Raw genomic sequence first — 23,091 nt, 5'->3', positions numbered from 1 at the left:
ATTAGTGAAGGATCGGCTTGTTATTCTCAACAACAGTTGGGCCTTTTTTCGGCTCAACTAACGCGATATAACATAACTGCACAGCCACTCTCACGTATTCAACCACTTCTTCTAGTGCCTGTTCTAGTTCTTCTTGGTCTTCATCTTCATCGTAACCAAGCATCCCGATATTACGCAGATCCGTAATGACTTCACTGATTTCTTTTTTATCAGCTAATTTCGGTTGTGCGACACCCACGCCTAATAGAAAGTGATTAACCCAGCCCGCTAATGCGTCTGCGTGGTCAAATATCGACGCCTCTTCATCAGGGAATAGCATGGTAAATGCAAATTCACTATCATCAAGCGCTTCAAATGTGGTATCGAACAATTCACGCAGAGGTTGAGCGACAGTTTGCGGGAATGCAAGACCATCGTTAGCAAGGTCATGGACAAGTGTTTGCCAGCCATGATCACGGCTTCCACCACAGATTAAGCCCGTAATTAAACCATGGATTTCCGCCGCGGTAAGTGCTATTGAGTGCTGTTGCAGCAGTTTGTCCAGTGATTCATAGTTTGGTAAAGATTTTTGTATAGACATCTGAATTCGTCATGTTAGCTTATGATTCGTGATATGCTACCATCAAGGGTAGTCGCTAACCAGTATGCTTTTGTCTTATCTATTAATTGCGCCAAATATGATGTATTTATGGCGAGTATTATTCAGTATGGAGGTTTCATGTCCGCACAACCTGTCGACATTCAGATTTTTGGGCGTTCAATGCGCGTTAATTGCCCATCAGAACAAAAAGAGGCCCTTCTTGAGTCGGCTAAAGAATTAGAACAACGCTTGCAAAATCTGAAAGATAAAAGCGGTGTTACCAATATGGAACAACTTATTTTTATCGTAGCATTGAACGTCTGTCACGAATTAGCACAAGAAAAGACAAAAACGCGTGATTATGCTTATAATATGGAAGAGAAGATAAAAATGTTGCAACATACGATTGAACAAGCCTTGCACGATCAGGTGAAAATCACTGAGAGGCAAGTATTGCCCTTAGAGTAAATCTGCTTATTAATCAGACACTAGTAAAAAAAAATATACAAAATTAGGGTTGCATTTTAAATCTAGTTTCGTACAATGAAATCACTGAGTAACGATAAGTTCTCAAACCAAATTTCTCTGAGATGCGCGTGAGTGGGCGAGTCCCCTGAGCCGATATTTCAACTAAAAAGAATGCGGTTATTGCGCTGGTGAGCATGCCTGATTCGTTCAGGAAGCCTAAAGGTTGCTAAACTGCGTTCACCTTGAACCAAGGGTTCAAGGGTTACAGCCTACAACGGCATCTTGGAGACCCTCAATTTTTTCTGTTGTACTTTCAATTGCTTAATCCCTCAAGCCCAATTTATTAACCTGCACTATTTCTGACCTTACGATATACTATTTTGAATATTGCTATTTCCTATCGCCGTTCACAGTAGGTTATTGATATGCAAGACACACTTTCTACCCAGCGCCAACAAATTCGCCAAACCATTCGTCAAGCTCGCCGTCAGTTAACCCCTGAGCAGCAAAAAATTGCGGCTGAACAAGCTAAACTCAATGCGTTGCAGCACCCTAAAATTGCACAAGCAAAAAATATCGCCCTGTTTTTATCGTTTGATGGTGAAATTAATACCCAACCGCTTATTGATGCCTTATGGCAACAAAATAAACAGATTTACTTACCTGTTTTACACCCTTTTAGTGCCCACCATTTGCTATTTCTTCACTATCACCCAGATTCACAGCTAGTGAAAAATCGCTTTAATATTGCGGAGCCGCCATTAGATGTGCGTGATGTTTTACCACCCGAGCAACTTGATGTGATGTTAATTCCGCTAGTGGCCTTTGATAGCCAAGGACAACGCTTAGGAATGGGTGGCGGTTTTTACGATAGAACGTTAGCGAATTGGCAGAAAAGTGGTTTTTACCCCATCGGTCTGGCCCATGATTGCCAACATGTTGAACAGTTGCCTGTTGCTCATTGGGATATTCCATTACCTGAAATTATTACCCCGAAAAAAATATGGCGCTGGTAATCAATACCTGCGCCATCGCATTAGAAATAAAACGGGTTATACGAAATTAGAATAACAGACGTGCACGAATAGTGCCTGGTAAGTCTTTCAGTTTTTGTAACGCTTCATCTGTTTGATTTGGTGTTTGCATCAATACGTCAATAACGACGTAACCAACATTGCCAGATGTCCGCAAATACTGACCCACCACGTTAATGTTACTTTCAGTAAACACTTGGTTAATGCTATTCAAGATACCAGGGCGGTTTTCATGGATATGCAAGAAACGGTTAGTATCTTCAGTATGCACTGGCAGAGAAACTTCTGGGAAGTTAACCGCAGAGAGCGTTGAACCGTTATCTGAGTATTTCGCCAGCTTACTTGCGACTTCTAATCCAATATTTTCTTGCGCTTCTTCTGTAGAGCCCCCGATGTGAGGGGTTAAGATCACATTATCGAATTTAATCAGTTCAGAAATAAATGGATCATTCGGGTCATTATTTGCCGCAGGCTCACTTGGGAATACATCAACTGCTGCACCTGATAAATGCTTACTTTCCAGCGCAGCTGCCAATGCAGGAATATCCACCACAGTACCACGTGACGCATTAATAAAGATTGAACCTGGTTTCATGCGGTCAAACTGTTCTTTAGCAAACATGTTTTTCGTGCTAGCTGTTTCTGGGACATGGAGGCTGACGACATCACTCATATTGAGTAACTCAGTCAAAGAACGCACTTGTGTTGCATTTCCTAAAGGCAATTTATTTTCAATATCATAGAAGAAAACATTCATACCAATACCTTCAGCCAAGATCCCCAGCTGGGTACCGATATGGCCGTATCCAACGATACCAAGACGCTTACCACGTGCTTCAAAACAGCCTTTTGCTTGTTTTTCCCAAATGCCACGGTGTGCTTGCATATTCGCTTCAGGAATACGACGTAACAGCAGTAATAGTTGACCTAATACCATCTCAGCAACGGAACGGGTATTTGAGAATGGTGCATTAAAGACAGGGATACCGCGTTTTGCCGCAGCGTCCAAATCCACTTGGTTGGTTCCGATACAGAAACAACCCACCGCCACTAATTTTTCAGCAGCGGCGAAAATCTCTTCAGATAAATGAGTGCGGGAACGGATACCGACAAAGCGCGCATCTTTGATCGCTTCTTTTAATTCTTCATCAGATAATGCGCTTTTATGGTATTCAATATTGGTATAACCCGCCGCTTTTAGGTTATCAACAGCGCTCTGGTGAACACCTTCTAGCAGTAAAAATTTTATTTTGTCTTTATGCAAAGATACCTTGACCATTTCCCTACCCTATCGTGAACGTTTTAAATTTGTGACAGATGAATTTGCTTGTTTGACTCATGGTTTTGCTCAACATAATTCAAGGCATATCCATACCAGCACATTCATCTACCTTGAAATCTGAAAAGAGTATACCAACATAGCAAAATTCCGCGCAGTATCAATACAACCGTTTGCTTAAGAGGTGCTAAAAAGCGCGAAGAAAAAGAAGTTAAATGGTAGAAAATCAGGAGCAGTAACACAAAATAAGGATTTTTCCTGCACAATACATATTAGTGTGAGATATATCACCAAAATCGCGGAATAATAAAAATAATGAAATAAATTTCAAATTAATGATATTTATAAAACTGGTCAATTGTTTTCCTATCTACCCACTAACTAAATACGTTAATTCCTTTTTTACCTTATAAAAAAGCCAGCAACTAAACAGTTTGCTGGCCTATAAATTAGGTCAATTAATTCACCAAAATAATTAGCGATTATAATTTGATCGTTTTAACACCTTCATCTGTTGTTCCCATCAGGACAACATCAGCACCGCGATTAGCAAATAAACCAACAGTGACAACGCCCGCAATACCATTAATGGTATTTTCTAACGCGACAGGATCAACAATGCTTAAATTGTGAACATCTAAGATCACATTGCCGTTATCAGTGATCACATTTTGACGGTATTCTGGTGTACCGCCCAGTTTAACCAATTCACGTGCCACATAACTACGTGCCATTGGGATAACTTCAACAGGCAGAGGGAACTTACCTAATACATCAACCAGTTTTGATTGGTCAACAATACACACAAAGGTTTTCGCGATCGCAGAAACGATTTTTTCACGTGTTAACGCAGCACCACCGCCCTTGATCATGTTCATATGGTGATCGACTTCATCCGCACCATCAACGTAAACATCTAATGAATCCACTTCATTGCAATCAAAAACAGGAATACCTAATGATTTAAGTTTTTGAGTAGACGCTTCAGAGCTAGAAACAGCGCCTTCAATTTGCCCTTTCATTGTCGCTAAAGCATCAATAAAGTGCGATGCAGTAGACCCTGTACCTACACCGACAATTGTGCCTGGTTTGACGTATTCTAGTGCTGCCCAACCCACCGCTTTTTTTAATTCATCCTGCGTCATGCTCATGCCTTTTGCTATTTAATTGAGACGTAATTGTGAATGAGTATATACCGAACCGAAAATAAGTTGCAGTGTTGTTCGCTGCATTTGTGCGTTACTTCTTGCGATTTGTCGGAAGCTCGCAATAATTGCAGGTGTTATCAATAAAAATATGGCATAGTGCTTAGCAGAATAACAACAAGGAGACTTTTTGATGAAGCGCCCTGACTACCGCGCATTACAAGCACTGGATGCTGTTATCCGTGAACGCGGCTTTGAGCGTGCAGCTCAAAAGCTTTGCATCACGCAATCTGCTGTTTCACAACGGATAAAACAGTTAGAGAACCTGTTCGGGCAACCTTTACTTGTGCGAACCGTTCCGCCACATCCGACTGAACAAGGGCAAAAACTGTTAGCACTGCTTCATCAAGTTGAATTATTAGAAGAACAGTGGCTTGGAGATGAAAATACAGGGTCAACACCTCTATTACTTTCCCTTGCAGTTAACGCCGACAGTTTAGCAACGTGGTTTCTCCCTGCACTCAACCCAGTTCTAGGCAATAGCCCTATTCGGTTGAATATCCAAGTGGAAGACGAAACTCGCACTCAAGAACGTTTAAGACGCGGTGAAGTGGTAGGTGCAATCAGTATCCAGCCACAAGCGTTACCCGGCTGTTTAGTAGATAAACTAGGCGCCTTGGACTATATCTTTGTTGCTTCTCCTGATTTCGCCGCAAAATATTTCCCTGATGGCGTCACTCGCTCATCCCTATTAAAAGCCCCCGCAGTCGCATTTGACCACTTGGATGATATGCACCAAGCTTTTGTTCAGCAAAACTTTGGCTTATCGCCGGGCAGCGTTCCTTGCCATATTGTTAATTCGTCAGAAGCCTTTGTGCAATTAGCTAAGCAGGGTTCTACCTGTTGTATGATCCCTCATTTACAAATTGCCGAAGAATTGAAAAATGGTGAGTTAGTCGACTTAACACCGGGGCTATGCCAACGTCGTATGCTGTACTGGCACCGTTTTGCACCCGAAAGCCGTACCATGAAGAGAGTGACTGACGCCCTCTTAAAAACTGGGCGTCAGATGCTAAAACAAGAAGACGAAAATGAGACTGAAAGTTAACGTTTCAGTTCAAATACAACATCAACTTGGTCATTAAAATCAATACTTTGCTGTTCATAGGTCTCATCAATATTGAGATCTTGAGCAGCGGCTTTCATTTTACCACCATAAGCTCTTGCCGCTATTGGATAAGGCACTGCCGCAGGTGCATTGTAACTAATGCTATACACTGGGCCCAACTGTGCATTAAACCCTTTTGCAACTTCAGTCGCTTGCTCTGTCGCATTTTTGATAGCTTGCGCACGAGCGGCATCACGGTATTGCTCAGGTTTTAACACCCCAAACTGCACAGAATTAATATCATTTAAACCTGCGGCTAACGCACCGTCTAATAGGGTGTTTAGTTGGTCAAGTTTAGTGACTTTCACTTCAACTGAACGGATTGCGGTATAACCTTCAATCGTCGATTTTTGCTTCACGCTGCTGTAATCATATTTTGGCTGCGTACGCACATTGGCGGCGTTAATGTCTTGTTTCTCGATTCCGTTTTTCTTTAAGAATTCGAAATACTCGGCAACACGCTTGTCTACTGCAGCCTTCGCAGCCGCAGCATCTTTTGCTGTCACTTCCACAACGATATTCAATGTCGCCATATCAGGTGTTGCTTTCACAACAGAATTACCCGATGTGGTAATGTGCGGGCCATTTGGTAGCGCATCGGCCAGAGACAGGGTAGGAACCGCTGCACCTGCCACCATGGCAGCGAGAACTAAAGATTTTAATTTCACAGAACCTCCCAATACAATAATTTGTCGCTAAAAAAGGGACAGTTCACCATAAACTATCCCGAGTACAAATTAACAGTAACACATCATAAAAAAAGTGCAGATCAGAATAATAAGAAATTCATAGTATTTATCATTCTGTTGAGGTTATGTTGTTATTAGGATACTAGCCCCAATCCTTTAAGCCCTTGTATTGCAAGTTGAAATGCAATAAACCACATCACACTTCCTACAAAGATATTAATAATTCGCTGTGACGCTGGCTTATTCAATACAGGCGAGAACCAAGCAGCCAAAATCGCTAATGCAAAAAACCACACAAATGATGCTGTCAGCGCGCCTGCCGTAAACCAAGGCCGTAATTGGCTTTCTAATTGCCCTCCCACGCTACCAAGCACCACGAATGTGTCCAAGTAAACATGCGGATTTAGCCATGTGACGGCAAATAGCGTAACTATCACTTTCCAGCGAGTAATCACTTTATTTTCAGCTTGTAAAACAACATCATCTGGGCTGAGTGCAGTACGGAACGCACCATAGCCATACCACACCAGAAAAATAACCCCTGCCCATGTAATTAGCTGCATCAATATTTCGGATTGGCTCAATAGAGCGCTGCCACCAAATACCCCACCAATAATTAACACGGTATCACTTAAAGCGCATAGAAATGCACTCATCATATGAAACTGTTTACGACTGCCTTGTTGTAAAATAAAGGCATTTTGTGGCCCTAGCGGTAAAATCATCGCTGCACCAAGAAGTGCACCCTGGATATAAGTTGTAAACATGCAAAAAATCCTAATAATTATTCAGTTCGTACACGCAAATAGTAACGAGAAAAAATTATTAGTGGAAATGATTAACTCTAATAGGTCATAAGCTAGGCTTATATAATAGAATGGGAATACAGAGACAAAAATAGCGCCATAAATAGCGCTATTTTATTGAGTCTAATTAAAAATTCTTTTATTGAATTTTGTGGGTTTCAGAACCTTGTTTATGTACATGCACATCCATTTGTGGGAATGGAATACCAATGTTGTGCTTATCTAATGCACGTTTGAATTCTTCTAACAAATCCCAATAGACAGGCCACGCATCACCATTTGTTGTCCAAAAACGAACTAAATAATTTAATGACGATGGAGCCATATCATGCAAACGAATAGTCACACCTTTACCGTGTTGAATACGGCCATCAGCGGCAACAATGTCACCTAAAACTTTTTTCACCACATCAATATCAGAATCATAAGCCACACCAATAATAATATCTTGACGACGGTTAGGCTCTCGAGTTGTGTTGATGATATTATCTGCGATTATCTTACCGTTCGGAATAACAATAATTCGGTCATCGGCTGTTTTCAGTGTAGTGGAAAAAATCTGGACATTTTGCACTGTACCTTCCACGGCACCAATAGACACATATTCTCCCGCTTTCAGTGGTCTAAACACCACCAGTAATACGCCTGCAGCAAAGTTACCCAGTGAATTTTGTAATGCTAAACCAACCGCTAAACCAGCCGCACCCATCACCGCAATAACAGAAGCCGTTTGAACGCCAATCTTGCCTAAAACAGCAATTAAGGTAAATGCAACAATGGTATAACGCGCAATTGCCGATAAAAAGTCACTAACAGTGCTATCAATACCTTTTAGGGTCATCACACGGTGTAAACCGCGACCAACCCATTTCGCAATCATCATACCGACAATCAGGATGACAATGGCAGAAACAATATTCACCACATACTGGACTAACAGATCTTGGTTTGCGACAAACCAGTTCGTTGCATCATTCAACGCACCTGTAACATCATCAGTATTCATATGTGTGTTCCTTTCGCTTTTGTTATCAAAAAATAAATTTCCGCTAGCTTATCTTAACTAAAGCGTTAAACCGCTAGTTTCACACTGCAAATAATAATGATAATTTGTTAAAATACAAAACTTATCACTAAAAAAAATGCATTTATCGATTTTCGATAACAAAAACACGATAATCTTTTAACATTAAGAGGAAGTCGTCAATACCACAAAAGGCAACGCTTTCATTATCATAGTAGCTCATTCCCTCTTCAAGCCCCTCAGTTTCAAACGACAACTGATTGGCTTTAATCATCACTTCTTCATCATCAAGTAGAAGCGTGTATTCATGGCCAATCAGCTCCCACTGATTTTCGCTGCCTTTTATTTTTTCGTAATTTTCTTCGATAGTATCGAGCAGACTAAGGTCGTTTTTAACCTCTTCATTTAGCCAATATCCAATCGCCTCATGATCCATCGAGAATTTTGCGGAAATAGCGCCTGTTATGTCTTGGAAAAATTGGTAGTCCATATGCAATACCTCTACTCTTGCGTCATTATGGCTCAGTATAACGCGAGACAATTCGATTTGTTGAGCGGTATTAACGCCTATTGCGCGATATTTAAATAAAGGCATCAATTTCAACGCCGCCTCGATAAAATTCGCTTAAAATTAATGCAAATGATATGAATGCAATGAATAGGAGCGGCAATGATCAATCGCTTAGACCATATCGTCCTGACGACAACACAATTAGACGCCTGCCTTGATTTTTACCAGCGCGTTTTAAAAATGCAGGTAATAACCTTTGGTGAACAGCGTTATGCCCTACAATTTGGCCAGCAAAAAATCAATATTCATCAGTATGGTAAAGAGTTTGAACCCAAAGCACACTTGCCTGTACCCGGTGCGTTAGATTTGTGTTTTATCAGTGACATCCCTCTCACTGAAGTTCAGGCGCATATTCAGCAGCAAGGGATCGAGATTATTGAAGGGCCCGTTAGACGAACAGGGGCAATGGGCCCCATTCTGTCTATTTATTTACGTGATGTGGATTTAAATCTGATTGAAATTTCGGAATATCTTTAGACAACAAAAAAGGCCTCTAGTCAGTAGAGGCCTCATCGTTAACAAAATAACAGATTACACTGCGGTTTGGAAAATCACACCGTCAGCTTTTTCCGTATATTGTGATAACTGGTCAAAGTTCAGATAGCGGTAGGTATCTGCCGCAGTTTCATCCACCTTGTCCATATATTGCAGGTATTCCGCAGGCGTTGGTAAACGACCTAACAATGACGCAACAGCGGCCAACTCAGCGGATGCAAGATACACATTCGCCCCAGTCCCTAAACGGTTAGGGAAGTTACGTGTTGAGGTCGAAACGACGGTAGCGCCATCTGCCACACGTGCTTGGTTACCCATACACAGTGAACAGCCTGGGACTTCAATACGTGCCCCACTCTTACCAAATACGCTGTAATAACCTTCTTCCGTTAATTGTGCGGCGTCCATCTTCGTTGGTGGAGCAACCCATAAACGTGTTGGTAATTGGCCTTTATGCGAGTCTAATAACTTACCTGCGGCACGGAAGTGACCAATGTTAGTCATGCAAGAACCGATAAACACTTCATCGATTTTCTCGTTCTGAACATCAGACAGCAAACGCGCATCATCAGGGTCATTTGGTGCACACAGAATTGGCTCTTTGATATCATTTAAGTCGATTTCAATTACAGCTGCATATTCCGCATCTGCATCACCTTCAAGCAGTTGCGGGTCCGCTAACCAACTTTCCATCCCTTTAATACGACGTTCGATAGTACGACGGTCGCCGTAGCCTTCTGCGATCATCCATTTTAACAGGACGATGTTAGATTGCAGGTATTCTGTGATTGGCGCTTTATCCAGTTTGATCGTACAACCTGCGGCTGAACGCTCAGCAGAGGCATCCGCTAATTCAAACGCTTGTTCAACTTTCAGTTCTGGCAGACCTTCGATTTCTAAAATACGACCAGAGAAAATGTTTTTCTTCCCTTTTTTCTCAACCGTCAGAAGGCCATCTTTAATCGCATATAATGGGATAGCATGTACAAGGTCACGTAACGTGATACCTGGCTGCATTTCACCTTTAAAGCGCACCAATACAGATTCTGGCATATCCAGAGGCATAACCCCTGTTGCCGCAGCAAACGCCACCAAACCAGAACCCGCTGGGAACGAAATACCGATTGGAAAACGTGTATGGGAGTCACCACCTGTACCAACGGTATCTGGTAACAGCATACGGTTTAACCATGAGTGGATAATACCATCGCCTGGACGCAGAGAAACACCACCACGGTTCATGATAAAATCAGGTAATGTGTGGTGAGTTGTTACGTCAACGGGTTTTGGATACGCCGCAGTGTGGCAGAATGACTGCATCACTAAATCCGCAGAAAAACCTAAACACGCTAAGTCTTTTAACTCATCGCGAGTCATTGGGCCCGTCGTATCTTGCGAGCCTACTGAGGTCATTTTTGGCTCACAGTATTCACCAGGGCGAATACCTGGGCGACCACAAGCACGACCCACCATTTTCTGTGCTAATGAGAAACCACGATTGCTTTGTGCAACAGATTTCGCATGACGGAAGACGTCGGTTGCTTCTAACCCTAATGACTCACGCGCTTTGCTAGTTAAACCACGACCGATAATCAGTGGAATACGACCACCTGCACGCACTTCATCAATCAGCACGTCAGTTTTTAATTCAAACGTTTCGAGTAACTCATTGGTTTCGTGGTTGCGAACTTCACCTTTAAATGGATAGATATCAATGACATCCCCCATATTTAGTTTAGACACATCCACTTCTATTGGTAGCGCACCCGCATCTTCCATTGTATTAAAGAAGATAGGCGCAATTTTGCCACCTAATACCACACCGCCACCGCGTTTGTTCGGCACGAATGGAATATCATCGCCCATAAACCACAATACGGAGTTAGTTGCAGATTTACGTGAAGAGCCCGTACCCACAACATCACCGACATACGCCAGTGGGAAGCCTTTTTTGCTCAGAGCTTCGATTTGTTTGATTGGTCCAACGTTACCTGCGTCATCTGGTTCAATACCTTCACGGGCATTTTTCAGCATCGCTAACGCGTGCAGAGGGATATCTGGGCGTGACCATGCATCTGGTGCAGGTGATAAATCATCGGTATTGGTTTCGCCTGTCACTTTAAACACTGTGACAGTCATTTTTTCGGCTAACGCAGGGCGTTGTTTAAACCACTCGGCATCTGCCCATGATTCAATAACTTGTTTCGCGTGTGCATTCCCAGCTTTCGCTTTTTCTTCTACATCGTAGAAGTTATCGAACATTAATAAGGTGTGGGAAAGGGCTTTTGCCGCGATAGGAGCTAATTTAGCATCATCCAGCGCTTCAATCAGTGCATGGATATTATATCCACCCTGCATAGTACCAAGCAGTTCAATCGCTTTTTCAGGGGAGATCAGAGGGGAGGAAGTTTCGCCTTTTGCGATAGCGGCTAAAAATCCAGCTTTTACGTACGCTGCTTCGTCAACACCAGGGGGGACGCGGTTGGTCAGCAGGTCTAACAAGAAATCTTCTTCACCTTTGGGTGGGTTTTTCAGTAACTCTACCAGTGCAGCTACTTGTGACGCATCTAATGGCTTAGGGACAATCCCTTGAGCGGCACGCTCGGCTACGTGCTTACGGTATTCTTCTAGCACGACGTTCTCCTCGCTTCTTTGTTATTTATATACCCGGCTGTCTGCACCTTATTGACAAAATTATCATCCGGTGCCAGGTCAGAGGAATTTGCTCGCATAATCTCAATGGCGGTAAAATTATGCCCAGCTTCGGGCTCTCAGCATAGCAGAATTTAAACGTAATGTTAATTCATTCACAAGAAAGTAACATTTATCTACTAACTTCATGCCTTAACACTTAATTACGGGTTATTTTTTAGCTTAAGAGACTATAAATCATCATAAAAAGCTGAAAAAACCATACTTTTTATAATGCATTTTACTGAGTAAAGCACCCTCTTTTGTGGCTTTTTCCCTCAGGTATCACAAATTATATTTATTATCGCAATTTTATTTACATTACTAATTGATAAGGTAAATCATTGCGATTGGTTTTTATAAACTTAAAGGATTTAATTGATTTTATTGACCTTTTATTCCAAGCAAGTTTCCGAAGGGATCAACGAACTGACACATTTGCTTGTTACCATCGATTAACATCGGTCCACGATACAACTTAGCCCCTAGCTGAGTGAAATGCCCAAAAGCCAAATCAAAATTATCGACCTGCCAATACAATACCGTCCCTTTTTTACCCTCGCTCACTTTGGCATCCGCTTGTACCACCTCAATCGTGAAATCCCCGACATGTAATAAGGTGAAATCAAAATCAGGCAGGTACTCCGCCCTAGCATGTGGAAAGGCTTGTTGGTACCAAGCCAAACCCGCTTGGACATCAGGCACATGAATTAAAATTGCAGTAGGTTTTAGTTCCATAGCGCTTTCTTATTGATATGTATTATTTTGTTTTATCTACACGAATGATTGAAAGTTAGTAGATGCAGATAAGGTGTAAACAATAGCCAAACCAGCATTTGCCTACACCTTTAGCATCATCAAGTCAGATCATATTGCGTGTTTTTCTGATAAATAACGAAGAATGGCTGATACATTGACTCTGTAAATATACAGAACTATTTACAGAGTAATATTGTATTGTTCTAACCCAATTTAGATAAAAATTTAGGAACCCACATATTTTCCTGATTCATCTCGCCATAAAATTGCTGACATTTCATAAAAATAGAAATTCAACTCATCATCATCTTCTGCTTTCGCATTTTCAGGCCAGTGTTGTTCAAGATAATTCATAATATCTTGGCTATTCGCACTCCAGTACGGAACCACTTTGCCTAAAGGGTCATCTGGTGAACAAAATTTAATTACTTGCTCATCTAATAAATCTTTTATCATAGAAAAAAATATACTCCGATGTTCATAGAAAGATTTATTTGGATTCCAACCCACGATGGAACCAAAGAGCCCTGATAACCATAACCCTTTTGAATCATTCAAAATTTCATTAAAATATAACGTTTTTTCCATTATAGACTCACTTAAAACCAGCTATTGCTTACACCTTTAGCGTCATCAAATCAAATTATATTGCGTGTTTTTCTGATAAATAACGAAGAATGGCTGATATATTCTTTAAGTTATATTTTACAAGTAGTTCATTTTCTTTAGCTTTACATAGCATCTCATAATCAGCCTCTAATTGCCCAATATCTAACTGAGTAGGCTCATTGTATATATCATAAATAGATTCAGAAGGCACATTCCAATAAAAATCTGCATCTAAGTCTATATTATCCATTCCCTGTACTTTCATTTCTTTGAAAATGGCTACTATAGCCTCTTCCAGTAGACTCAGTTCTATTTTCATATTTTAACCTTTACCATTCTTAATTTCATTTATGTTCTAAACATTTAGTTAGTCATCAATAATATTAATTTCTTTATCAATTAACCGTCCTAAATTTTCACTATGAGAGATTACTGATAATGTTTTGTCTAATAGATCTTTTATCTGAACGTGAAGATCTTCTGGATATAAACTTGCCACATCATCTAATTCACAACCTAGGTTTATTATATCTATCAATTTTTCCTCAGAACCCATTTGTTCAAGTAACTTGGCCAAATACGGTTTGAAAATGAATCCTTCCGCTTCATCAATTGATATCAAATTTTTATCTAATGCAGTTAATACACCTAAAGTTAAAAAGCTTATAAATTTGCTAGCCTGTTTACCACTAATACTATAATTAAGCCTCATCATATATTACTCCAGCCCGGTTTAACTTTTACATTAATTACTCTACCACTTTGGTTCCCCCACGCTAAAAATGGAGGAACCAACCTGCTTATGAGGAAATTAAACTAAAGGTTCTAAACGTAAAAGATGATCTTTAGCTTTCTCTATCAATAATAAAAATTCACTGTAATTAAATTCTAAACAATCCGAGTCAGGATAAATAATAATTTTTACCTCTTTTTTATCTTCAGACAGTGAAATTTCCCCCCACTGAACATCATTAAAGGAGAGCTCAGCATATAAATCATCTCGGCTTAAAGAACTTCCAACACTGTATTCCAACATAAAATCCCCCCATCAATCATTTGCAAACATTATGGCTCTCTAAAACCAATAAATTTCTTACCATCTATACTAAATCTTAATACCCGACCATCAGGTGATTTAGCATCAAGCACTTCAATTCTTTTCCTATTTTCATAAATAGTTCTAGGTCTTATTATTACATTTGGATTATCTAATACTTCATCGATTAATGCTTAGCTTCCTGATTCAATACTGAAGCCTTTTGGTTGGAATATAAGTATGCAGATCCTTCCCTACCTCCATGCTTTTGGAGCGATCTGCCAGCATTTGTTAAACCATTGCGATTGATTTTTGATGCTGCTTGCTTTAGTTCTTCTTTAGAAGGAAGGCCATTATTTTTTATAGAGAACTCATCAGGTTCCCACCCCTCCGGTCATCCTGCCCTAGAGCCCCCTACCTCTACTTTATCTGAATTTGATAACTCTTTTCCAACATTTGGATTTTTTGCTGCTTTATCTATATCATTTGAGCAACTCATTCCAAAAAAGCAATCAAACGTTTCAGCTAAGCAATCACGATATTGCCTAAGGGAGCCACTCCCACCTCAGCCAGCGGGACGGTTGATTATCCGGTTGGCTGACAGCTAGTAAGACCGTTAATTTAGCTCCCAGTGTGGGCTGGGATATCCTTACTTTTAAAAATCAGACCACTCTGCATAGCTAATATCATCCTCGGTTAATTCAGTAAAACCATCTTGACTTAGCATTTTATTAAAATAAAGGATCGTGTCTTCTAGTGCCTCTTCAATAGTATCTCCATAGCCAATAGCACATTCGGGAGTACCATCAAATTTTCTTTTTATTGCCAAGTCAGTCATACCAGTAAAATTTCCGGATTGACTTTCATAAATTTTCACTTTCATCTTTGAATAAGGCAAAATAGGGATCATCGTAATCGTGAATTCAGCAACTGTTTTCTCTATACAGCTCACATTTGTAATATTTAAATCATGCCACATAAGACATTCCTTTCTATTAATCTGATAGAACCTACCCTCTACAGCTCTACGTCCATTCTATTGTCCCATCTTTAAGTATCCAAACGGCCCCATCAGGGCATCCTTCATCAAAAAACCAAAATTGATCAATTAATTGCTCCTCTGTTTCCGGAAATGCAGTCATAGAATGACTGTAATTGTTCATCTATTGAACCACTTAAAAATTTACCGTACTTAGCTAATTTTAATTTTCCATCACGTAATAATTTGTCTAAAAACAAAAAAATATTTTTTTCCTTTCCTGAAAAGGAAAATTATCATACATGGCATGGAGTGAAGGAAGCATATCTGGGGTGATATACGCCCATAACCCATCAAGCGCTTGGGTTTCAGCGTATTCAGCAATAGTTTTATATTCAATATTTGATATCATCTTATTACCTAAACTTGATCTCTGCGTTTCTTCCAAGGCCGTTCTCTACTTGGCGTAAAGTTGGACAATTGATTATCCAGCTGACTGAAGGGGAGTAAAGCGGCTAAGGAGATCCCAACCCAGAACTGGGCTCTCTCTTTAATTATTTTAAACTACAAAACCATCAACCCAGCCATCTCTATCTAGAACTTCTTCACTAATACTAAACCCATCAGGGTAATCTATGAATCCAGGTTGATTAGATACCTTGTCTTGAGCCTTTTGAGCAAGCTCAAAACTTGAGTAAATTCCAATAATTTTCATATCTTCATCCTTGGTATCTTCATCTCGAATATGGTAGAGCATATAAACTGTTACCATCATTTAAAGCACTCTCTCTAAACTAGTCAGTAATATGGTCATAGTTCCCCCATTCAGATTGCATATATGGGTTTTCTTTAACAGGTAAGCGTGTTCCAATAACCGTTATTGAATCTACATGCGTCATCTTGTCCATAAACCAACTTCCTTATTAGTTATAAAAAACAGAACAAAGAAATTAGAATTTAATATTTTTATAGTCAACTAACCGTTATTACTAATAAAGATTCGTTAGTTAAAATTAAAAATATATTATTTATAAAATGATTAATATCGATTTTAATAAATAATTGAACAGACACATGCGACTAATTATTTATATTCACAAAAACAAAAAAAGTCAATGTGTTTCCATATTGGCCTCTATACGCTTTGGTGATAAACAGCATACTAGAGATACTGTTTATCTATACGATTAAAGAAAATTATTTTTCCTTTTTCGCTTTTGCGTTTGGTAAATCAGTAATGCTACCTTCGTAAATCTCAGCAGCCATACCGAATATTGCCTAAGGTAGCAATTACACACTCACGCACCAAACTAGACAGTTAATCATCCAATTAGCTGACAGCGAGTAAGACCATTAATTCAATAAAAGTTTATTGTTTCTTTAATGTATCTCTGGCTTCAATTAATATTGAAATTAGATCATCTAAAGGCATTTTCGCTGTAAAACCGCGGGATAGATCTGAACCAAATAGTTCAACTTCTAAATTGTCTACACCTTTATCTTGATTAATTTCTGCAACCCGCCCCCAATTTAATTGAACTTCTAACGTTAGATTCTCATATTCCATTGGACTTGAAAAAAATAGTTCTAATTTATTATCTTTCATTTTATTGCCTTCTTTGGATCTAACACAGTATTAAATGAGCCATCCGTATTATATCTAACGCCTTTTCCACTAGGCAATCGATATTCAAATGCACCGCCACCTAAATCGTTTCGAACGACTTTAGGATCGTTAAAGATTTCTCGGATGAAGTTCTCGGCAGCAGCATTTTTTTGTGCTGGATTACCATTTAAGGGTTCAAAAACGCCATTGGGTCTAGCAGCATGTTTGCCCCACACACGTACAGCAACAGAAAGCCTTTGCTTATTTATTATTTTATTGGCTGAAAAAATGAGCTCTTGTTTAGTAAAGTTTTCAAATTTACTCTCATTTTGTCTTTGATTATTTCTATATTCTTCATCATCTGGCTCAAAACCATTCGGTGTCCCGCTAGTGCTTCTTCCACTTGAGATCCCAAGCGCTTCTTTTTCTTCTGCTGTTAACTCTTTCCCTACATTCGAATTTTTTGCTGCTTTATCTATATCATTTGTGCAACTCATTCCAAAAGAGCAATCAAACGGTTACGCTAAGCCATCACAAATATTGCCTAAGGTAGCCACTACACACTCACACGCTAAACCGGACAGTTGATTATCCGGCTGACTGAGGGAGAGTGAAACTGTTAACAGAGATCCCTGCACTTACAGAGATCTTTTAACTTTTAAAAATCAGACCATTCTGCATAGCTAATATCATCTTCGGTTAACTCAGTAAAACCATCTTGACTCAACATTTCTTTAAAATAGAGGATAGTATCTTCTAACGCTTTCTCAATGGTACTTCCACGTCCAATAGCGCACTCGGGGCAACCATCAAATTTTCTTTTTATTGCTAAATCCGTCATACCTGTAAAAAAACCCGACTGATCTTCATAAATTTTTATCTTCATTTTGGCGTAAGGCAAAATAGGGATCATAGTAACTGTGAATTCAGCAACTGTTTTCTCTATACAGCTCACTTTTGTAATATTTAAATCATGCCACATAACATATCCCTCTATATTATTGTTTTCCAAAAGATATTATCTTTCCTTCGGATGTTCTATCTAAATATTTCCCATTTTTATAATAACGAGTCACATTATCAGTCGCACCTCTTACTTTCACTGTTCTAGCACCTTTTAAGTTTTTGACAAATTCTTCAGCTTTGTTTCTATACTGCTCAACACTACCCGCTCCAACTTCTTTTCCATGTTTTTCATAATGCTTCTGTAATGATTCGTCAGGAGAGTTAAAACTACCCTGATGCCATTTATTTTTAATATTATTTTTGTTTTCAGATAAATAGGCAATATCTTCTACTGTAATCTGATTAGGCAGTGGGGTTATATGCGTATTATCTATATGTTCAGGTATTTGATCTCCGCCAGTATCCGTCCGCCCTTGTTCAGGTATCTGTTTTCCACCCGTATCAATTTTTCCTTGTTCGGGTATTTGGTTTCCACCTGTATCTATCCGACCTTGCTCAGGTATTTGGTCGCCACCAGTATGAGGTTTCCTAACATTCGAATTTTTTGCTGCTTTATCTATATCATTTGAGCAACTCATGCCAAAAGAGCAATCAAACGTTTCCGCTAGGCCATCGCGAATATTACCTAATGTCTTTTCGATACCTTTTACAATATTGCTATTTGCCGTTTGTGTTACTTGTGAATTTGAAGCAACGCCATGAGGTAATGTAGGAACATTCGGTGTGGGAACAGCAAATACACTACTTTGGGCTATTTTCAGCTTATTTAATTCATTTACATTAAACTGAATTTTATCCGTAATACTTTTATGTTGTTTTTTAATTTCGAGCAATTGATTTCTAGCATCACGGTCAGCTCGCTTATTAACCGCATCTATATATAGATCTATATTATCAAAAGGAAACCTCGGTATACCCGGTATATTATCGTCAAAATCATCTGCGAGGAGCCTGTCTCTATCTTCAATTGTGCGAAATTTAAAGGTTGCTGAAATTTTTAATTTTGAGGAGTCTGAAGATTGAAAATTCCATTTATATGTACAAGGGTACTTTTGCGGATCAATGATAAATTTCCAGCCAGGCGATTTCTCAATCTTCGCAATATCCTTTCTCAATGTAATTAAAGCATTTTCAATTAATGCTTGTTTATATTTTAAATCATCCTTAATTGTAGTAGAAGAATCTTGAAAAGTATCGACTTTATGATTATCAACATCATCATGGATATGAGCTATATTTTTATTATCATAAAGATTTTCATGTAAAATATTTTTTAATTCTTCATACCTCCCAGTTAAATCAATATCTTCATGAGCATTATCATAATTATTAAAATAATCATTAAAATGTTCTCTTGGATTGTTTCCCCATACAGTTATTGTACCTAGGTGTGTCACATCATCCATAAACTAACTTCCTTATTAGTTGTAAATAAAAATACAATAAAGAAATTAGAATTTAATATTTTTATAGTCAACTAACCGTTATTATTAATAAATATTCGTTAGTTAAAATTTAAAACATATTATTTATAAAATGATTAATATCGTTTTTAATAAATAATTGACAGGCACATGCGACTAATTGTTTATATTCACAAAAATAAAAAAAGCCAATGTGTTTCCACATTGGCTTCTATACGCTTTGGTGATAAACAGCATACTAGAGATACTGTTTATCTATGCGATTAAAGAAAATTATTTTTTCTTTTTCGCTTTTGCGTTTGGTAAATCAGTAATGCTACCTTCGTAAATCTCAGCAGCCATACCGATTGATTCATACAGTGTTGGGTGAGCATGGATAGTTAATGCTAAATCTTCAGCATCACAGCCCATTTCAATTGCTAGGCCGATTTCGCCCAGTAATTCACCACCGTTCACACCGACAACCGCACCACCGATAACACGGTTAGATTGCTTGTCGAAAATCAGCTTAGTCATACCTTCTGAGCAGTCAGATGCAATTGCACGACCTGACGCAGCCCATGGGAAAGTCGCAACTTCGTAGCTGATATTTTGTTCTTTCGCTTCTTTTTCAGTTAAACCAACCCATGCAACTTCTGGCTCAGTATAAGCGATTGATGGGATCACTTTCGGGTCAAAGTAATGTTTCAGACCAGAGATAACCTCTGCTGCAACGTGACCTTCGTGAACACCTTTGTGAGCCAACATTGGTTGACCAACGATATCACCGATAGCGAAAATGTGTGGAACGTTAGTGCGCATTTGTTTATCCACGTGGATAAAGCCGCGATCATCAACTTCAACGCCAGCTTTGCCTGCATCTAAGTTTTTACCGTTAGGAACACGGCCGATAGCCACTAACACAGCATCATAACGTTGTGGTTCTGCGGAAGCTTTTTTACCTTCCATAGAAACGTAAATACCGTCTTCTTTCGCTTCAACTGCGGTAACTTTCGTTTCTAACAGCAGGTTGAATTTTTTGCTGATTTGTTTGGTGAATACTTTAACCACATCTTTGTCAGCCGCAGGGATGACTTGGTCAAACATTTCAACCACATCGATTTGAGAACCCAGTGCATGGTACACAGTTCCCATTTCTAAACCGATGATGCCACCGCCCATAACCAGAAGACGCTCTGGAACTTCTTTCAGTTCTAACGCATCGGTTGAATCCCAAATACGTGGGTCTTCATGAGGAATGAATGGTAATTGAATTGGACGTGAGCCCGCTGCAATGATTGCGTTATCGAAATTGATAGTCGTACTACCGTTTTCGCCTTCAACAACCAGCGTATTTGCACCCGTAAATTTACCCAGACCGTTAACGACGGTCACTTTACGACCTTTCGCCATCCCAGCTAGACCACCCGTCAGCTGATTAATGACTTTTTCTTTCCATAAGCGAACTTTAGAGATATCGGTTTTTGGCTCACCAAATACGATACCGTGCTCTGCTAATGCTTTCGCTTCTTCGATCACTTTTGCAACATGCAATAAAGCTTTTGAAGGAATACAACCCACGTTTAAACAAACACCACCAAGGGTTGAATAACGTTCAACTAAAACAGTTTCTAAACCTAAGTCAGCGCAACGGAAAGCCGCAGAATAACCTGCAGGGCCTGCACCAAGCACAACGACTTGGGCTTTAATTTCAGTACTCATCATGACCTCTTTTTGTTTTGTCCAGCGGTACTGCTGAATAAACGATCTTCCACTGGAAAAGTACACACCGAGAGCAGTTTACAGAATTGTTAACACCCTGAAAAGGCTCATTTCGTGATGTAACTCCCAACCTTTCGTAGCAGCAGCAAAAAATTCTGCCTCAGCCTAAATAAAACAGACCGGCCTATCAGCCGGTCTTATTATTTACATCACTAAACGGCGAATATCGCTCATTAATTGCCCTACTAGGGTGATGAAGCGTGCTCCATCAGCCCCATCGATGACACGGTGGTCAAAGGACAGTGACATAGGCAGGATCAGGCGAGGAACAAACTCGCTACCGTTCCAAACAGGTTTCATTGAAGAACGTGACAGCCCCATAATAGCCACTTCTGGTGCGTTCACGATTGGTGCAAAACCAGTTGTACCGATACCACCAAGGCTAGAGATGGTGAAACATCCGCCTTGCATATCAGCCGCAGTCAGTTTACCTGCACGCGCTTTCTTAGAAACTTCCATCAGTTCACGAGATAACTCTAAAATGCCTTTTTTGTTAACGTCTTTAAAGACAGGAACAACTAAGCCATTTGGTGTATCAACCGCGATACCGATATTGATATATTTTTTCAAGAACAGACGCTGTGCATCTTCAGAAATCGAGCTGTTAAAGCGCGGCATTTCTTCCAGAGCGCGGGCAACTGCTTTCATGACAAAAACTAATGGCGTGATTTTCACGTCCAGTTTTTTCTTCTCTGCTTCTTTATTCTGTTGCTTACGGAATTCTTCAACTTCAGTGGTATCCACTTCTTCCATCAGCGTAACGTGTGGGATCATCACCCAGTTACGGCTCAGGTTTGCACCAGAGATTTTTTGGATACGACCCAGTTCGACTTCTTCAACTTCACCAAACTTGCTGTAATCTACTTTCGGCCATGGCAGCATACCAGGTAAACCACCACCTGCTGCAGCTGGGGACTCAGCACGTTTGACTGCATCTTTCACGTAAGCTTGGACGTCTTCACGCAGGATACGGCCTTTACGACCAGTACCTTTTACTTTCGCTAAGTTAACACCGAACTCACGCGCTAAGCGGCGAATAACCGGTGTTGCGTGGATGTATGCGTCGTTCTCAACAAATTCATTTTTGCTATCAGCTGCTTTTGCGGCTGGAGCTGGTGCTGCTGCAGGTGTAGGTGCTGGTGCCGCTGCTTGAGCAACTGGTGCCGCAGCTGGTGCTGCACCGGCAACTTCAAAAGTCATGATCAGCGAGCCAGTTTTCACTTTGTCGCCTGTCGCAATCTTGATTTCTTTAACAGTACCAGCAAATGGTGCAGGAACTTCCATTGATGCTTTATCGCCTTCAACCGTAATGATTGATTGCTCAGCAGAAACGGTGTCGCCCACTTTAACCATTACTTCGGTAACTTCAACTTCATCACCGCCGATATCTGGCACGTTAACGTCTTTAATTGCAGAGGCTGCTGGAGCCGCTGGTGCTGCTTGTGCAACTGGAGCAGAGGCTGGCGCTGCGCCTGCGACTTCAAAGACCATGATCAGCGAACCAGTTTTCACTTTATCGCCTGTCGCAATCTTGATTTCTTTAACAGTTCCAGCAAATGGCGCTGGGACTTCCATTGACGCTTTATCGCCTTCAACAGTAATTAAAGATTGTTCTGCGGTCACGGTGTCACCCACTTTAACCATGATTTCAGTGACTTCGACTTCATCGCCACCGATATCTGGTACAGCAACGTCTTTTGACGCTGCTGCGCTTGGTGCTGCCGCAGGAGCTGCTGGCGCTTGTGCGGGAGCTGGTGCTGCTGCACCCGCTTCTGCTTCAAAGACCATGATTAGCGAGCCAGTTTTTACTTTGTCGCCTGTCGCAATTTTAATTTCTTTTACCACACCCGCTTGTGGTGATGGGACTTCCATAGAAGCTTTATCACCTTCAACGGTAATGAGCGATTGCTCTGCTTCTACTTTATCACCAACTTTAACCATCACCTCGGTGACTTCAACTTCATCAGCACCGATATCTGGCACTTGGATTTCAATAGACAT

Annotated in this window: 26 protein-coding genes, 1 other RNA gene and 1 pseudogene; 5 read left to right on the top strand and 23 right to left on the bottom strand. The window is 40.2% G+C overall.

What is annotated here, in order from left to right; genetic code table 11:
• Position 1: 1 nt before the first annotated feature.
• On the bottom strand, positions 2–580 hold the full coding sequence (locus ACE2AL_RS06745; protein ID WP_206082656.1) for a YecA family protein: 579 nt from the start codon (positions 578–580) through the stop codon (positions 2–4).
• Positions 581–718: 138 nt separating this feature from the next.
• Between ACE2AL_RS06745 and zapA the strand changes: the two genes are divergently transcribed.
• From zapA to ACE2AL_RS06730, 3 genes are all read left to right on the top strand, one after another.
• A complete protein-coding gene (gene zapA / locus ACE2AL_RS06740) occupies positions 719–1,048 on the top strand; it encodes a cell division protein ZapA (RefSeq protein WP_047756767.1) in 330 nt (109 codons plus the stop codon).
• A 111-nt stretch (positions 1,049–1,159) separates the two neighbouring features.
• A non-coding RNA gene (gene ssrS, locus ACE2AL_RS06735) (6S RNA) lies at positions 1,160–1,341 on the top strand.
• Between the two features lie 132 nt (positions 1,342–1,473).
• Complete coding sequence (locus tag ACE2AL_RS06730; protein WP_272539125.1) at positions 1,474–2,064, top strand: 5-formyltetrahydrofolate cyclo-ligase; 591 nt, start codon at positions 1,474–1,476, stop codon at positions 2,062–2,064.
• A gap of 46 nt (positions 2,065–2,110) precedes the next feature.
• Here ACE2AL_RS06730 and serA read toward each other — a convergent pair whose 3' ends face one another.
• Positions 2,111–3,361 (bottom strand): phosphoglycerate dehydrogenase, encoded by a 1,251-nt coding sequence (gene serA, locus ACE2AL_RS06725; RefSeq protein WP_206082658.1) that lies wholly within the window; start codon positions 3,359–3,361, stop codon positions 2,111–2,113.
• A gap of 482 nt (positions 3,362–3,843) precedes the next feature.
• Positions 3,844–4,506 (bottom strand): ribose-5-phosphate isomerase RpiA, encoded by a 663-nt coding sequence (rpiA, locus tag ACE2AL_RS06720; protein ID WP_206082659.1) that lies wholly within the window; start codon positions 4,504–4,506, stop codon positions 3,844–3,846.
• A 193-nt stretch (positions 4,507–4,699) separates the two neighbouring features.
• On the opposite strand from rpiA, the gene ACE2AL_RS06715 reads away from it, so the two are divergent.
• Positions 4,700–5,614, top strand: a complete 915-nt coding sequence (locus ACE2AL_RS06715) for a LysR family transcriptional regulator ArgP (protein ID WP_206082660.1) — start codon at positions 4,700–4,702, stop codon at positions 5,612–5,614.
• Here ACE2AL_RS06715 and ACE2AL_RS06710 read toward each other — a convergent pair.
• From ACE2AL_RS06710 to ACE2AL_RS06695, 4 genes are all read right to left on the bottom strand, one after another.
• Positions 5,611–6,342, bottom strand: a complete 732-nt coding sequence (locus tag ACE2AL_RS06710; protein ID WP_206082661.1) for an oxidative stress defense protein — start codon at positions 6,340–6,342, stop codon at positions 5,611–5,613. The two genes, ACE2AL_RS06715 and ACE2AL_RS06710, sit on opposite strands and share 4 nt — an antisense overlap.
• Before the next feature lie 155 nt (positions 6,343–6,497).
• Positions 6,498–7,130: an arginine exporter ArgO gene (argO, locus tag ACE2AL_RS06705; RefSeq protein ID WP_272539124.1), complete on the bottom strand. Its 633-nt coding sequence runs from the start codon at positions 7,128–7,130 to the stop codon at positions 6,498–6,500.
• 178 nt (positions 7,131–7,308) lie between these two features.
• Positions 7,309–8,175, bottom strand: a complete 867-nt coding sequence (mscS, locus tag ACE2AL_RS06700) for a small-conductance mechanosensitive channel MscS (RefSeq protein ID WP_206082663.1) — start codon at positions 8,173–8,175, stop codon at positions 7,309–7,311.
• Between the two features lie 142 nt (positions 8,176–8,317).
• Entirely contained in the window at positions 8,318–8,683 is a 366-nt protein-coding gene (locus ACE2AL_RS06695) for a YacL family protein (RefSeq protein ID WP_206082664.1), read from the bottom strand.
• Positions 8,684–8,863: 180 nt separating this feature from the next.
• Here ACE2AL_RS06695 and ACE2AL_RS06690 point away from each other — a divergent pair, with 180 nt between their 5' ends.
• The gene (locus ACE2AL_RS06690; RefSeq protein ID WP_206082665.1) at positions 8,864–9,241 is read left to right on the top strand and encodes a VOC family protein; all 378 of its coding nucleotides are present in this window, start codon (positions 8,864–8,866) and stop codon (positions 9,239–9,241) included.
• Between the two features lie 54 nt (positions 9,242–9,295).
• Here ACE2AL_RS06690 and acnB read toward each other — a convergent pair whose 3' ends face one another.
• From acnB to aceF, 16 genes and pseudogenes are all read right to left on the bottom strand, one after another.
• Positions 9,296–11,893, bottom strand: a complete 2,598-nt coding sequence (acnB, locus tag ACE2AL_RS06685; protein ID WP_047757406.1) for a bifunctional aconitate hydratase 2/2-methylisocitrate dehydratase — start codon at positions 11,891–11,893, stop codon at positions 9,296–9,298.
• 441 nt (positions 11,894–12,334) lie between these two features.
• Entirely contained in the window at positions 12,335–12,688 is a 354-nt protein-coding gene (locus ACE2AL_RS06680) for a VOC family protein (RefSeq protein WP_206082666.1), read from the bottom strand.
• 246 nt (positions 12,689–12,934) lie between these two features.
• Positions 12,935–13,297 carry a hypothetical protein gene (locus tag ACE2AL_RS06675; protein ID WP_375084166.1) on the bottom strand — a complete coding sequence of 121 codons (363 nt, stop codon included), beginning with the start codon at positions 13,295–13,297 and terminating at the stop codon, positions 12,935–12,937.
• A 55-nt stretch (positions 13,298–13,352) separates the two neighbouring features.
• Positions 13,353–13,637, bottom strand: coding sequence for a hypothetical protein (locus ACE2AL_RS06670; RefSeq protein WP_206082668.1), 285 nt, complete (start codon positions 13,635–13,637; stop codon positions 13,353–13,355).
• 48 nt (positions 13,638–13,685) lie between these two features.
• Complete coding sequence (locus ACE2AL_RS06665) at positions 13,686–14,033, bottom strand: DUF3969 family protein (RefSeq protein ID WP_375084165.1); 348 nt, start codon at positions 14,031–14,033, stop codon at positions 13,686–13,688.
• Positions 14,034–14,129: 96 nt separating this feature from the next.
• Entirely contained in the window at positions 14,130–14,354 is a 225-nt protein-coding gene (locus tag ACE2AL_RS06660; RefSeq protein WP_375084164.1) for a hypothetical protein, read from the bottom strand.
• Positions 14,355–15,009: 655 nt separating this feature from the next.
• Complete coding sequence (locus ACE2AL_RS06655) at positions 15,010–15,333, bottom strand: hypothetical protein (RefSeq protein ID WP_349415779.1); 324 nt, start codon at positions 15,331–15,333, stop codon at positions 15,010–15,012.
• Positions 15,334–15,583: 250 nt separating this feature from the next.
• Positions 15,584–15,745, bottom strand: coding sequence for a hypothetical protein (locus ACE2AL_RS06650; protein WP_375084163.1), 162 nt, complete (start codon positions 15,743–15,745; stop codon positions 15,584–15,586).
• Between the two features lie 147 nt (positions 15,746–15,892).
• The gene (locus ACE2AL_RS06645) at positions 15,893–16,108 is read right to left on the bottom strand and encodes a hypothetical protein (RefSeq protein ID WP_349415777.1); all 216 of its coding nucleotides are present in this window, start codon (positions 16,106–16,108) and stop codon (positions 15,893–15,895) included.
• Positions 16,109–16,530: 422 nt separating this feature from the next.
• Positions 16,531–16,602: pseudogene (locus ACE2AL_RS06640) on the bottom strand (dihydrolipoamide dehydrogenase); the annotation flags it as partial.
• Between the two features lie 100 nt (positions 16,603–16,702).
• Positions 16,703–16,939 (bottom strand): hypothetical protein, encoded by a 237-nt coding sequence (locus ACE2AL_RS06635; RefSeq protein WP_206082674.1) that lies wholly within the window; start codon positions 16,937–16,939, stop codon positions 16,703–16,705.
• The gene (locus ACE2AL_RS06630) at positions 16,936–17,436 is read right to left on the bottom strand and encodes a hypothetical protein (RefSeq protein WP_349415776.1); all 501 of its coding nucleotides are present in this window, start codon (positions 17,434–17,436) and stop codon (positions 16,936–16,938) included. Before ACE2AL_RS06630 ends, ACE2AL_RS06635 begins: the two co-directional genes overlap by 4 nt.
• Before the next feature lie 161 nt (positions 17,437–17,597).
• Positions 17,598–17,921, bottom strand: a complete 324-nt coding sequence (locus tag ACE2AL_RS06625; protein WP_036959259.1) for a hypothetical protein — start codon at positions 17,919–17,921, stop codon at positions 17,598–17,600.
• Between the two features lie 16 nt (positions 17,922–17,937).
• Positions 17,938–19,311 (bottom strand): hypothetical protein, encoded by a 1,374-nt coding sequence (locus ACE2AL_RS06620; RefSeq protein ID WP_375084162.1) that lies wholly within the window; start codon positions 19,309–19,311, stop codon positions 17,938–17,940.
• A gap of 291 nt (positions 19,312–19,602) precedes the next feature.
• The gene (gene lpdA, locus ACE2AL_RS06615; RefSeq protein WP_206082677.1) at positions 19,603–21,030 is read right to left on the bottom strand and encodes a dihydrolipoyl dehydrogenase; all 1,428 of its coding nucleotides are present in this window, start codon (positions 21,028–21,030) and stop codon (positions 19,603–19,605) included.
• Between the two features lie 204 nt (positions 21,031–21,234).
• On the bottom strand, positions 21,235–23,091 hold the full coding sequence (gene aceF / locus ACE2AL_RS06610) for a pyruvate dehydrogenase complex dihydrolipoyllysine-residue acetyltransferase (RefSeq protein WP_375084161.1): 1,857 nt from the start codon (positions 23,089–23,091) through the stop codon (positions 21,235–21,237).

This window comes from Providencia xihuensis (assembly GCF_041953405.1).
GTDB classification, from domain to species: domain Bacteria; phylum Pseudomonadota; class Gammaproteobacteria; order Enterobacterales; family Enterobacteriaceae; genus Providencia; species Providencia vermicola.
The sequence above is the reverse complement of the archived record's forward strand: the minus strand, read 5'-3'. Positions and strand labels throughout refer to the sequence as shown.